We start from the raw sequence: 12400 nt of genomic DNA, 5'->3' as shown, positions 1-12400 counted from the left end.
GTGATAGGACAGCACGACATCGTGGGCGGCGCCCACTTCGCCTTCACCGACAGGTGGGGCGGGGTGAGCGCCGCTCCGTACGAGGAGCTCAATCTCGGCGGAGCGGTCGGCGACGACCCCGAGGCCGTACGCACCAACCGCGAGCTGGCGGCCAAGTCGCTGGGGCTCGATCCTGCTGGTGTGGTGTGGATGAACCAGGTGCACGGGGCCGACGTCGCCGTGGTCGACGGGCCGTGGGGCACCGCTGCGAACCCGGCGGTTCCCGCGGTCGACGCGATCGTCACCGCCCGGCGCGGCCTCGCACTCGCCGTACTCACCGCGGACTGCGTCCCGGTCCTGCTGGCCGACCCGGTCGCCGGAATCGCGGCCGCCGCCCACGCCGGACGCCCGGGCATGGTGGCCGGGGTCGTCCCCGCCGCCGTCGAGGCGATGGTGAAACTCGGCGCCGAGCCGGACCGCATCACCGCCCGCACCGGCCCCGCGGTCTGCGGGCGCTGTTACGAAGTTCCCGACACGATGCGCGCCGAGGTCGCCGGGGTCGAACCGGCGGCGTACGCCGAGACGAGCTGGGGCACACCCGCTGTCGACGTGACCGCCGGTGTGCATGCGCAGCTCGAGCGGCTCGGGGTGCGCGACCGGGAGCAGGCGCCGGTGTGCACGCGCGAGTCGCGCGACCACTTCTCGTACCGCCGCGACCGCACCACCGGGCGGCTCGCGGGCTATGTCTGGCTGGACTGATGGGGCATGACGGACCGTAAGGCTCAACTCGCTGCGAATCTGGAGAAAGTCGAGGCGCGTATCGCCGCGGCTTGTGTGGCGGCGGGCCGCAAGCGCGAAGAAGTGACCCTGATCGTGGTCACCAAGACCTATCCGGCCGGCGATGTGCGGATCCTGTCGGAGCTCGGGGTGCGGCACGTGGCCGAGAACCGCGACCAGGACGCCGCACCGAAGGCCGCCGCATGCTCGGATCTGCCGCTTACATGGCACTTTGTCGGTCAGCTGCAGACCAACAAGGTCCGTTCTGTGGTCGGTTATGCCGATGTGGTGCAGTCCGTCGACCGTTCCCGGCTCGTCACCGCGCTCTCCAAGGAGGCCGTACGGGCCGGGCGCGAAGTCGGCTGCCTGATCCAGGTCGCGCTCGACGCGGACGAGAGCGGGCGGGGTGCGCGAGGAGGCGTCGGGCCTGACGGAATCGAAGAGTTGGCCGACCTTGTCGCGAACGCGCCCGGGCTCCGGCTCGGCGGACTGATGACGGTCGCGCCGCTCACCGGACCGTACGCGGGTCGCCAACGGGACGCCTTCGACCGGCTGATGGAATTGGCAACCCTCGTGCGCCGGAACCATCCTGCTGCGAACATGGTGTCAGCAGGGATGAGTGCGGACCTCGAACAGGCCGTGGCTGCCGGGGCGACACATGTGCGCGTCGGTACGGCGGTACTCGGAGTCCGACCCAGGCTCGGGTAACGTCGCCAAGAAGTCGGACCACAGCAGAAAATATGGTCATTCCCGCCAATAGCGGGGCGGACCCGTGGATCGCGGGCACATTGGTTGGCGTGAGCCGATCCACCACGCCGATCCACCACAGAGCGGAGGATTCAGAGCATGGCCGGCGCGATGCGCAAGATGGCGGTCTACCTCGGCCTCGTGGAGGACGATGGGTACGACGGCCGGGGCTTCGACCCTGACGACGACTTCGAGCCCGAACTGGACCCGGAGCCCGAGCGCGACCGTCGGCGGCACGAGCCGTCGCATCAGTCGCACCAGCCCCAAAGGGAAGAATCCGTACGAGTAGTACAACCTCCGGCACAACGGGAGCCGGTCGCAATTCCGGCAGAAGCGGCGCGTCCGGCACGAATTGCTCCAGTGTCATCCATCACACCTGAACGTCAGAGTCTGGAGAAGAGCGCGCCGGTGATCATGCCCAAGGTCGTGTCCGAGCGAGAGCCCTACCGCATCACCACACTGCACCCGCGGACCTACAACGAGGCCCGTACCATCGGGGAACACTTCCGTGAGGGCACCCCGGTGATCATGAATCTGACGGAGATGGACGACACGGACGCGAAGCGACTTGTCGACTTTGCCGCGGGTCTGGTCTTCGGTCTTCATGGCAGTATCGAGCGCGTGACGCAGAAGGTGTTCTTGTTGTCGCCTGCTAACGTCGATGTCACGGCGGAGGACAAGGCCCGCATCGCAGAGGGCGGGTTCTTCAACCAGAGCTGAGACGCAGGGCCGACACAAGGTCATGGAACAGGGGAGAGGGAAGCACGGTCATGAGCGTGGTACTGGATGTACTCGAGTTCGCGCTGATGTGTTTCCTTGTCGTGCTGATCTTCCGGTTGGTCATGGACTATGTCTTCCAGTTCGCCCGCTCGTGGCAACCCGGCAAGGCGATGGTGGTCGTTCTGGAGGCCACCTACACTGTCACCGATCCACCGCTGAAGCTTCTGCGGCGGTTCATTCCGCCGCTGCGTCTCGGGGGCGTGGCGCTCGACCTGTCCTTCTTCGTCCTGATGATCATCGTCTACATCCTGATCTCCATCGTGAGCCGGCTGTGAACGATACGGTCTTGCCGAATGCCGACGACTACGTTGAGGTGAAGAGATGCCGTTGACCCCCGAGGACGTGCGGAACAAGCAGTTCACGACCGTCCGCCTCCGAGAAGGCTATGACGAGGACGAGGTCGATGCCTTCCTCGACGAGGTCGAAGCCGAACTGACCCGTCTGCTCCGCGAGAACGAGGACCTGCGCGCCAAGCTCGCCGCGGCCACCCGGGCCGCCGCCCAGAGCCAGCAGCAGGCCATGCGGAAACCGCCTGAGCAGCAGGATCGTCCCGGCGCTCCGGTACCCGCTGCCATATCCGGACCGCAGCCGGTGCCCCCGCAGCAGCACCAGATGGGCGGTCCGCCCCAGCTGCCCGGCGGCGCACCCCAGCTGCCTGCAGGTCCCGGCCATGGCCCTGGTCCCCAGGGTCCCGGTCCGATGGGCCAGGGTCCGATGGGCGGCCCGATGGGCGGTCCCATGGGTGGTCACGGACCCCAGCTGCCCGGCCCCGGTCAGGGCCCCGGCGGCGACAGCGCCGCGCGTGTGCTGTCCCTTGCGCAGCAGACCGCCGACCAGGCGATCGCGGAGGCCCGTTCCGAGGCCAACAAGATCGTCGGCGAGGCGCGCAGCCGCGCCGAGGGCCTCGAGCGCGACGCCCGCGCCAAGGCCGACGCCCTTGAGCGGGACGCCCAGGAGAAGCACCGCGTGGCGATGGGCTCCCTCGAGTCCGCGCGCGCGACGCTGGAGCGCAAGGTCGAGGACCTGCGCGGCTTCGAGCGGGAGTACCGCACGCGTCTGAAGTCCTACCTGGAGTCGCAGCTGCGTCAGCTGGAGACCCAGGCCGACGACTCGCTGGCTCCGCCGCGGACCCCGGCGACGGCTTCTCTGCCGCCGTCCCCGGCGCCCTCCATGGCACCGGCCGGCGCGAGCGCCCCGTCGTACGGCGGCAACCAGACGATGGGCGGCAACCCGTCTCCGGCCGCCCCCTCCTACGGCGGTCAGCAGCAGATGTCGCCCGCGATGACGCAGCCGATGGCGCCGGTGCGGCCGCAGGGGCCGTCGCCGATGCAGCAGGCTCCCTCGCCGATGCGGGGGTTCCTCATCGACGAGGACGACAACTGACGCGCGGTTGATCGCGCCGTAGGCGTCGGCACGCCTTCAAAGGGCCGGGCCCCCGGATTCTCCGGGGGCCCGGCCCTTTGGTGTGCGCTTCAGCGGGCCGCGCTCCCAGCGCAGTGCAGCTCAGCGACGGCGCCGTGGCTGAACTGCGTCGCTCTGGGTGCCCGACGACGGGGTGCCGTGCCCACCCGTGCCGCCCCAGCGGCACGATTGCCCACGGCGGTACGGCGGAACGCCTGCCCACAGCGGTAACGCTGCCCATGGCTGTGGCGGTGTGGGCGGCGCGCAGTTGTGCGACGGTACGAAACGCCGAAAGGCCCGGGTGCCCAAGATTCTTTGGGTACCCGGGCCTTCGGTGGCCCGCCGGGGGCCTACGCCTTGCGGAGGCTGAACGTCAGGGACAGAGGCTCGTCCGTGAAGGGATCGCCGTACGTCCCGTCCGGCTCGCCCTGGGCGAAGTCCGTCGCGAGTACCTCGTCCGCGATGAGCGACGCGTGCTCGGACAGGGCCGTGACGACGGCCGGCTCCGTCGCAGTCCAGCGCAGGGCGATACGGTCCGCGACGTCCAGGCCGCTGTTCTTGCGGGCCTCCTGGATCAGGCGGATCGCGTCACGGGCGAGGCCCGCCCGGCGCAGGTCCTCCGTGATCTCGAGGTCGAGCGCGACCGTGGCACCCGCATCCGACGCCACCGACCAGCCCTCGCGCGGCGTCTCGGTGATGATCACCTCGTCCGGGGCCAGGGTGACCGTCTCGCCGTCTACCTCCACCGACGCCGTGCCCTCGCGCAGCGCGAGGGAGAGCGCCGCCGCATCGGCGTTGGCGATCGCCTTGGCGACGGCCTGGACGCCCTTGCCGAATCGCTTGCCCAGTGCACGGAAGTTGGCCTTGGCGGTCGTGTCGACCAGCGAGCCGCCGACCTCCGAAAGCGAGACCAGGGCCGAGACGTTGAGCTCCTCGGCGATCTGGGCGCGCAGCTCGTCCGAGAGCGACTCGAAGCCCGCCGCCGCGACCAGCGCACGGGACAGCGGCTGACGCGTCTTCACGCCCGACTCGGCACGCGTCGCACGGCCCAGCTCCACCAGCCGCCGCACCAGCACCATCTGCTTCGACAGCTCCGGGACGATCGCGGACAGGTCCGCCTCCGGCCAGGACGAGAGGTGCACCGACTCGGGCGCGCCCGGCGTCACCGGCACGACGAGGTCCTGCCACACCCGCTCGGTGATGAACGGCGTGAGCGGGGCCATCAGGCGCGTCACCGTCTCGACGACCTCGTGCAGCGTGCGCAGCGCCGCCGCGTCGCCCTGCCAGAAACGGCGCCGCGACCGGCGTACGTACCAGTTCGACAGGTCATCGACGAACGCCGACAGGAGCTTGCCGGCGCGCTGGGTGTCGTACGCCTCCAGGGCCCCCGTGACCTGGTCGGTGAGCGCGTGCAGCTCGGACAGCAGCCAGCGGTCCAGGAGCGGGCGCTCGGCCGGGGCCGGGTCGGACGCGGACGGCGCCCAGTTCGACGTACGAGCGTAGAGCGCCTGGAAGGCGACCGTATTCCAGTACGTGAGGAGGGTCTTCCGCACCACCTCCTGGATCGTGCCGTGGCCGACGCGGCGCGCCGCCCACGGGGAACCGCCGGCCGCCATGAACCAACGGACCGCGTCCGCGCCGTGCTGGTCCATCAGCGGGATCGGCTGCAGGATGTTGCCCAGATGCTTCGACATCTTGCGGCCGTCCTCGGCGAGGATGTGGCCGAGGCAGACGACGTTCTCGTACGAGGACTTGTCGAAGACGAGCGTGCCGACCGCCATGAGGGTGTAGAACCACCCGCGCGTCTGGTCGATGGCCTCCGAGATGAACTGCGCCGGGTAGCGGCTCTCGAAGAGCTCCTTGTTCTTGTACGGGTAGCCCCACTGCGCGAACGGCATCGAGCCCGAGTCGTACCAGGCGTCGATGACCTCCGGGACGCGCGTGGCCGTCTTCCCGCAGCCGTCCTGGGGGCACGCGAAGGCGACCTCGTCGATGTACGGCCGGTGCGGGTCGAGGGACGACTGGTCGGTGCCTGTCAGCTCGGTGAGCTCCGCGCGCGAGCCGACGCAGGTCAGGTGGCCCTCCTCGCAGCGCCAGATCGGCAGCGGGGTGCCCCAGTAGCGGTTGCGGGACAGCGCCCAGTCGATGTTGTTGTTCAGCCAGTCGCCGTACCGGCCGTGCTTGACCGAGTCCGGGTACCAGTTGGTCTTCTCGTTCTCCTGGAGGAGACGGTCCTTGATGGCCGTGGTGCGGATGTACCAGGACGGCTGTGCGTAGTAGAGGAGCGCCGTGTGGCAGCGCCAGCAGTGCGGGTAGCTGTGCTCGTACGGGAGGTGCTTGAGCAGCAGGCCGCGTTCCTGCAGGTCCTTGGTCAGGGCCTCGTCGGCCTTCTTGAAGAAGACACCGCCGACCAGCGGCACGTCCTCCTCGAAGGTGCCGTCCGGGCGGACCGGGTTCACGACCGGCAGGCCGTACGCGCGGCAGACCTTGAGGTCGTCCTCACCGAAGGCGGGGGACTGGTGGACCAGGCCCGTACCGTCCTCGGTGGTCACGTACTCGGCGTTGACGACAAAGTGCGCCTCGGCCGGGAACTCCACGAGCTCGAAGGGGCGCTGGTACGTCCAGCGCTCCATCTCCGCGCCCGTGAACGTCTGGCCGGTGGTCTCCCAGCCCTCGCCCAGGGCCTTTGCGACGAGCGGCTCGGCGACGACCAGCTTCTCTTCGCCGTTCGTGGCGACGACGTACGTGACCTCGGGGTGCGCGGCCACGGCCGTGTTGGAGACCAGCGTCCAGGGGGTCGTCGTCCAGACCAGCAGCGCGGCCTCGCCCGCCAGCGGGCCGGAAGTGAGCGGGAAGCGGACGTACACGGACGGGTCGACGACCGTCTCATAGCCCTGCGCCAGCTCGTGGTCCGACAGGCCCGTGCCGCAGCGCGGGCACCAGGGGGCGACGCGGTGGTCCTGGACCAGCAGGCCCTTGTTGAAGATCTCCTTCAGCGACCACCAGACGGACTCGATGTACTCGGGGTCCATGGTGCGGTAGGGGTCGTTGAGGTCGGTCCAGTAACCCATGCGGGTCGTGAGCGCTTCAAAGGCGTCAGTGTGGCGGGTCACGGACTCACGGCACTTGGCGTTGAACTCCGCGATGCCGTACGCCTCGATGTCCTGCTTGCCGCTGAAGCCGAGCTCCTTCTCGACGGCGAGCTCGACGGGGAGGCCGTGGCAGTCCCAGCCGGCCTTGCGCGCCACGTGGTAGCCGCGCATGGTGCGGAAGCGCGGGAAGACGTCCTTGAAGACGCGGGCCTCGATGTGGTGGGCGCCGGGCATGCCGTTGGCGGTGGGCGGGCCCTCGTAGAACACCCACTCGGGGCGGCCCTCGGACTGCTCCAGGCTCTTGGCGAAGATCTTCTGCTCGCGCCAGAAGTCGAGCACGGCGTGCTCAAGGGCGGGCAGGTCTACCTGAGCGGGTACCGGACGGTACTGGGGCGGCGTCATCGAATGAGCTCCTCCAACGGACTGCTGTCTTCCGTCGGAGGGACGAGAGGCGCTGTGCGCTTCCCGCGGTACCACCCTCCTTGGCCCCTCGGTGCGTGTACATGTACGTGCACCGATGAGCCCCCTCATTTGGGGTCGCGATGCCGGGTCTACTTGCGTCCGCTCGCGTGCTGCGAGGCTTTGGCTTTCTTCCGGCGGCTCCGGGGTGATCTTCACGTCGCGCTCGCCCCCGGGCTCACACCGTCCCCGGGTCGCTCATGGCTGCGTACGCCGCTACTCGTCCCCATCCACGCTTTTCGCTCCGCCCAGTGTACGGCGCCCGGGGAGGCGGGGCCGACCGGTTTTGCGGGGCCCGGGGACGGGCGGCCCCAGCTGCCGGGGGGTGCCCCCCCGGCAGCCGGGCACGGTCGGCCCGAGGAGGCCGGAGCGGTGCGCCCGAGGCTGCGCGCGCTGTGGGCCGAATGCCATTCCCGGCCGTCCGTGGGCCGTCGGCTCCCCATACGGCCTGCTCGGCGGAATACCTGGCGACGAGCTGGGCACAACGCATGCAGGCTTGCCGCGCGGACCCGCGGGGCGGGCGAATCGGGCGGCGTGCCCCGTTGCCGCGGGCCGGAAGTCGATTTATCGTCCCAGCACGATTCGCGAGCAAGATCACAAAATGTGAAGGGGCCGCGGCCATGGTGGCGAAGAAGACCGCCGTACAGCATTCGGCGTCCGCCAGATCCACTGGTAGTACGGCTGGTGCGGCGGCCAAGGACGCGACGGGCAAGAACGCGACGGGCAAGAACGCGACGGGCAAGGACGCGACGGGCAAGAACGGCACGTCCGGGATGTGGGTGTTCCGGGCGGCGCTCGATATCGCCCGGAGGGCCATGGGCACCATGGGCGTGAAGGGCATGGCCCAGGAGGCCGCGACAGCCCAGGGGCTCCGTGAAACAGCGCAGGTCAAGGAGGCGCCGGCCAGGAAGGCGGCCGTGAGGAAGACGGGCGCTGAGGTGACGGCGTCCTCGGCGGCGGCCAGGAAGGCTGCTGCCGAGGAGGTGCCTGCGATGAGCGGTGCCGCCGAGAGGACGGCAGCCGGACCGGTCAAGAAGGACACGCCTGCGAAGGCGGCCACGGCGCGGACGACGGCCAAGAAGACTGCCAGGAAGACGACCGCGGCGAAGGCGGTGGCTGAGAAGACCGCCGCCGTGGAGGCGCCGGCGAAAAGGGGGACGGCCAAGGAGGCCCCTGCGAAGAAGGCGGCCGTGGCGAAGGGGCCCGCGAAGCGGGCGCCCGCGAAGAAGGCGACTGTGGCGGAGACACCGGCGAAGAAGGCCGCGGCAGGAAGGGGGACGGCCAAGAAGACGGCCGCGGTGGAGACACCGGCCAAGAAGGCGGCGGCAGCCAGGGGCGCGGCGAAGAAGACCCCGGCCAAGCGTGCGGCGGCCAAGAAGACGGCCGCGGAGGCGCCCGCGAAGAAGGCGACGGCCAAGAAGACGGCCGCGGAGGCACCCGCGAAGAGGGCCGCGGTGAAGCGGGCTCCTGCGAAGAAGGCGGCCGTGGCGAAGGCACCTGCAAAGAAGGCACCTGCAAAGAAGGCACCTGCAAAGAAGACGCCCGCGAAGAAGGTGTCCGTCCGGCAGGTCCCGACCGAGACCGCGACGGCCAAGAAGTCCACGGCCACGAAGGCGGCGCCAGCCACGGGAGCGGCGAAGAAGGCCACGGCGAAAACGGCCCCGGCCAAGAAGACCACAGCCAAGAAGACCACGGCCAAGAAGACCACGACGAAGAAAGCCCCGGCCAAGAAGGCGCCCGCCACGAAGGCCCCGGCCAAGCGTGCGGCGGCCAGGACCGCCGTACCCGCGAGGACGGCGGCCAGGAAGACGGTCACCGCGGAGGCTGCCGCCAAGAAGACGCCGGGCCGGAAGAAGACACCGGCGAAAGACGCGCCGCCTGACAAGGCGCCGCCTGACAGGGCCCCGGTCGACAGGGCACCGGCCGAGAAGGCAGCACCCGACGAGATCGCGGTCACGACGGCGCCTGAGCAGGCGGCGGCAGACGAGATCGCGATCGCGACGGCGGCCGAGCAGGAGGTCGAACAGGAGGCCGCGGTCGGCGAGGCGCCCGTACAAGCCGTCAGCGAGGCGGCGCCCGTACAACCCGAAAGCGAGGCGCACGTACAACCCGTACCGGAGGTCGTTCAGGAGGCCGCTGCGGAGAGTGCGGCGGCGGCAGGGAAGCGCGGGCCCGCAAAGGCCTCGGCGAGGAAGAGCACGGCCAAGAAGACGGTCGCGTCCGCGGCCGAGGACGCGGCTGCGGCCGCGACGACGACGGGAGTCACGACGGTGGTTGCGAAGAAGACTCCGGGCACGGCCACGGAAGCGGCACAGGCCGCCGCGGTGCCCAAGGCGCGTGCTGTGGAGCCGGGCGAACTCCCGGTACGGCCGGGGGAGGACCCCTGGACCACGGAAGAGGTCGAGGAGGCCCGTGGAGAGCTGCTCAGCGAGGCGAAGCGGCTGCGTGACGAACTCGAGTCGTCCGAGGCGTCGCTCGTCGGCCTGATGCGTGATTCCGGGGACGGCGCGGGCGACGACCAGGCGGACACCGGCGCGAAGAACATCACCCGCGAGCACGAGATGGCGCTCGCCGCCAACGCCCGCGAGATGCTCGTGCAGACCGAGCACGCCCTGCAGCGCATCGAGGCCGGGACGTACGGGCTCTGCGAGAACTGCGGCAACCCCATCGGAAAGGCCCGTATGCAGGCGTTCCCGCGCGCCACGCTGTGTGTGGAGTGCAAGCAGAAGCAGGAGCGGCGGTAGCGGCCGTTCGGTCGCCCGTACCGCTCCCTGTCGTCGTGCGCGGTCAAGCGGCTCCTGAGCACGTGGGGCCGCACCCGCGTGTCGTACTCTCGTCCTCAGTCAGGCACCTAGGTTGAGGGACTCACGTGGCAGAGGCGGAGCGCATCATCGGTACGCCGGATACCCCAGAGGCGGCACGAGCCGTCCCGCCGGAGCCGTCCGACGGCGATGCGGCCGCGGCCGTGCCGCAGCCGGCCGGCGACGGCGCGGCGCCGGAGCGGCAGGGCGGCTCCGAGGAGGGCCCCGTGCCGTCCGCGGCCGAGCAGCCCAAGGGCAAACGCAAGCTGTTCGTGCTGATCGCGGTGGCCGCCTTCGCCTACGTCCTCGATCTTGTCAGCAAGATGATCGTGGTCGCGAAGCTGGAGCACCACGAGCCGGTGGAGATCATCGGCGACTGGCTCAGGTTCGAGGCGGTCCGCAACGCGGGTGCGGCGTTCGGGATCGGTGAGGCCTTCACCGTGATCTTCACGGTGATCGCGGCGGCCGTGATCGTCGTGATCGCGCGCCTCGCCCGCAAGCTGTACAGCCTGCCCTGGGCGATCGCGCTCGGCCTGCTGCTCGGCGGTGCGCTCGGCAACCTCACCGACCGGTTGTTCCGCTCGCCGGGCGTCTTCGAGGGCGCCGTCGTCGACTTCATCGCGCCGAAGGGCTTCGCGGTGTTCAACCTCGCGGACTCGGCGATCGTGTGCGGCGGCATCCTGATCGTGCTGCTCTCCTTCAAGGGGCTGGACCCTGACGGGACCGTCCACAAGGACTGAGTCCACAAGGACTGAGCCCCGGGTTTATCCACACCCGGGCCTCTCCACTGGGGCGCTTGTCCACAGGCGCGGTCGGGGGTGCCGGGCCTGTCCGGCATACTCGACGGGTGAGCACGATTCCCGAGATCCGTACCCTGCCCGTGCCCGACGGCCTGGAGGGCGAGCGCGTCGACGCCGCCATCTCCCGCATGTTCGGCTTCTCCCGTACGAAGGCCGCCGAGCTGGCGGCGGCAGGCAAGGTGCTGGTCGACGGCGCGGCGGTCGGCAAGTCCGAGCGGGTGCGCGGCGGGGCCTGGCTCGAGGTGGAGATGCCGCAGGCGCCCGCGCCGGTGCAGGTCGTCGCCGAGCCTGTCGAGGGCATGGAGATCGTGCACGACGACGATGACGTGGTCGTGATCGGCAAGCCGGTGGGCGTGGCCGCGCACCCTAGCCCCGGCTGGAGCGGCCCGACGGTGATCGGCGGGCTCGCGGCGGCGGGGTACCGGATCTCGACGTCCGGCGCCGCCGAACGGCAGGGCATCGTGCACCGGCTCGACGTGGGCACGTCCGGGCTGATGGTGGTGGCGAAGTCGGAGCGGGCGTACACGTCGCTGAAGCGCCAGTTCAAGGAGCGCACGGTCGACAAGCGGTACCACACGCTGGTGCAGGGCCACCCCGACCCGACGAGCGGCACCATCGACGCGCCCATCGGGCGCCACCCCACCCACGACTACAAGTGGGCGGTGACGGCGGACGGCAAGCCGTCCGTCACGCACTACGACCTCATAGAGGCGTTCCGCGCCGCCTCGCTGCTCGACGTGAAGCTGGAGACCGGGCGTACGCACCAGATCCGCGTGCACATGGCGGCGCACCGCCACCCGTGCGTCGGCGACCTGACGTACGGCGCCGACCCGACGCTCGCCAAGCGGCTCCGCCTGACCCGGCAGTGGCTGCACGCCGTGCGGCTCGGCTTCGACCACCCCAGCAGCGGGGAGTGGGTCGAGTTCGAGAGCGCGTACCCGGACGATCTGCAGAAGGCGCTGGACCAGGTGCGGGCGGAGACGTACGCATGAGCCTTCCGTCCATGCCGTCCCTTCCGTCGTACGTGGTGCGGGTGGCCGAGGACGCGACGGACCGCGAGGCGTGCTTCGCGGTGCGCAAGGAGGTCTTCGTCGTCGAGCAGGGCGTCCCGCAGGACATCGAGTACGACGCGTACGACGCCGATGCCGTGCATGTGCTCGCCGTGCGGGATGACGGGTTTCCGCTGGGCACGGGGCGCCTGCTGTACGGCGAGGCGGCCGCCGCCAAGAACGGTGGCGATCCGGCGGTGGGGTCCCTGGGGCGGCTCGCGGTGGCGAAGGCCGCGCGCGGGCTCGGCGTCGGGGCGGCCCTCGTGCGTGCCATCGAGGACGCGGCGCGGGAGCGCGGGCTGACCGCGGTGGACCTGCATGCGCAGACGCATGCGCTGGGCTTCTATGAGCGGTTGGGGTACGTGGCGTACGGGGCGGAGTTTCCCGATGCGGGGATTCCGCATCGGGCGATGCGGAAGGCCCTCTAAGCTCCGCTGGAAGTGCCGCGATGTGCCGTCGGTCGTCTGCGGCACCGTCGTGGCTGGTCGCGCAGTTCCCCGCGCCCCTTCGGGGCG

General features: G+C 70.3%; 10 protein-coding genes. 9 read left to right on the top strand and 1 reads right to left on the bottom strand.

Annotated features, from left to right (window positions below):
• From pgeF to STSP_RS04890, 5 genes are all read left to right on the top strand, one after another.
• The gene (gene pgeF, locus STSP_RS04910) at nt 1-738 is read left to right on the top strand and encodes a peptidoglycan editing factor PgeF (protein WP_067272531.1); all 738 of its coding nucleotides are present in this window, start codon (nt 1-3) and stop codon (nt 736-738) included.
• A 6-nt stretch (nt 739-744) separates the two neighbouring features.
• The gene (locus tag STSP_RS04905) at nt 745-1464 is read left to right on the top strand and encodes a YggS family pyridoxal phosphate-dependent enzyme (protein ID WP_067272528.1); all 720 of its coding nucleotides are present in this window, start codon (nt 745-747) and stop codon (nt 1462-1464) included.
• Between the two features lie 138 nt (nt 1465-1602).
• Nucleotides 1603-2223 carry a cell division protein SepF gene (locus STSP_RS04900; RefSeq protein WP_067272525.1) on the top strand — a complete coding sequence of 207 codons (621 nt, stop codon included), beginning with the start codon at nt 1603-1605 and terminating at the stop codon, nt 2221-2223.
• Between the two features lie 50 nt (nt 2224-2273).
• The gene (locus STSP_RS04895) at nt 2274-2558 is read left to right on the top strand and encodes a YggT family protein (RefSeq protein ID WP_067272523.1); all 285 of its coding nucleotides are present in this window, start codon (nt 2274-2276) and stop codon (nt 2556-2558) included.
• Between the two features lie 46 nt (nt 2559-2604).
• Complete coding sequence (locus tag STSP_RS04890; RefSeq protein WP_157902774.1) at nt 2605-3666, top strand: DivIVA domain-containing protein; 1062 nt, start codon at nt 2605-2607, stop codon at nt 3664-3666.
• Nucleotides 3667-4034: 368 nt separating this feature from the next.
• Here STSP_RS04890 and ileS read toward each other — a convergent pair whose 3' ends face one another.
• Nucleotides 4035-7178 (bottom strand): isoleucine--tRNA ligase, encoded by a 3144-nt coding sequence (ileS, locus tag STSP_RS04885; RefSeq protein WP_067272521.1) that lies wholly within the window; start codon nt 7176-7178, stop codon nt 4035-4037.
• Nucleotides 7179-7855: 677 nt separating this feature from the next.
• On the opposite strand from ileS, the gene STSP_RS40895 reads away from it, so the two are divergent.
• The 4 genes from STSP_RS40895 (at nt 7856) to STSP_RS04865 (ending at nt 12313) form a co-directional block, all read left to right on the top strand.
• Nucleotides 7856-9979 (top strand): TraR/DksA family transcriptional regulator, encoded by a 2124-nt coding sequence (locus tag STSP_RS40895; RefSeq protein ID WP_332835346.1) that lies wholly within the window; start codon nt 7856-7858, stop codon nt 9977-9979.
• Nucleotides 9980-10104: 125 nt separating this feature from the next.
• On the top strand, nt 10105-10776 hold the full coding sequence (lspA, locus tag STSP_RS04875; RefSeq protein WP_067272519.1) for a signal peptidase II: 672 nt from the start codon (nt 10105-10107) through the stop codon (nt 10774-10776).
• A 107-nt stretch (nt 10777-10883) separates the two neighbouring features.
• Entirely contained in the window at nt 10884-11828 is a 945-nt protein-coding gene (locus STSP_RS04870) for an RluA family pseudouridine synthase (RefSeq protein WP_067272516.1), read from the top strand.
• Entirely contained in the window at nt 11825-12313 is a 489-nt protein-coding gene (locus STSP_RS04865; RefSeq protein WP_198547267.1) for a GNAT family N-acetyltransferase, read from the top strand. Before STSP_RS04870 ends, STSP_RS04865 begins: the two co-directional genes overlap by 4 nt.
• Nucleotides 12314-12400: the final 87 nt, after the last annotated feature.

Origin of the sequence: Streptomyces jeddahensis (assembly GCF_001642995.1) — a bacterium.
Lineage (GTDB): Bacteria > Actinomycetota > Actinomycetes > Streptomycetales > Streptomycetaceae > Streptomyces > Streptomyces jeddahensis.
The sequence above is the reverse complement of the archived record's forward strand: the minus strand, read 5'-3'. Positions and strand labels throughout refer to the sequence as shown.

Excerpts from the sequence above, each read along its gene's own strand:
- STSP_RS04895 (WP_067272523.1), top strand. The coding sequence starts at position 2,274 with ATGAGCGTGGTACTGGATGTACTCGAGTTCGCGCTGATGTGTTTCCTT.
- STSP_RS04865 (WP_198547267.1), top strand. The coding sequence starts at position 11,825 with ATGAGCCTTCCGTCCATGCCGTCCCTTCCGTCGTACGTGGTGCGGGTG.
- STSP_RS40895 (WP_332835346.1), top strand. The coding sequence starts at position 7,856 with ATGGTGGCGAAGAAGACCGCCGTACAGCATTCGGCGTCCGCCAGATCC.
- ileS (WP_067272521.1), bottom strand. The coding sequence starts at position 7,178 with ATGACGCCGCCCCAGTACCGTCCGGTACCCGCTCAGGTAGACCTGCCC.
- STSP_RS04890 (WP_157902774.1), top strand. The coding sequence starts at position 2,605 with ATGCCGTTGACCCCCGAGGACGTGCGGAACAAGCAGTTCACGACCGTC.
- STSP_RS04905 (WP_067272528.1), top strand. The coding sequence starts at position 745 with ATGACGGACCGTAAGGCTCAACTCGCTGCGAATCTGGAGAAAGTCGAG.
- STSP_RS04900 (WP_067272525.1), top strand. The coding sequence starts at position 1,603 with ATGGCCGGCGCGATGCGCAAGATGGCGGTCTACCTCGGCCTCGTGGAG.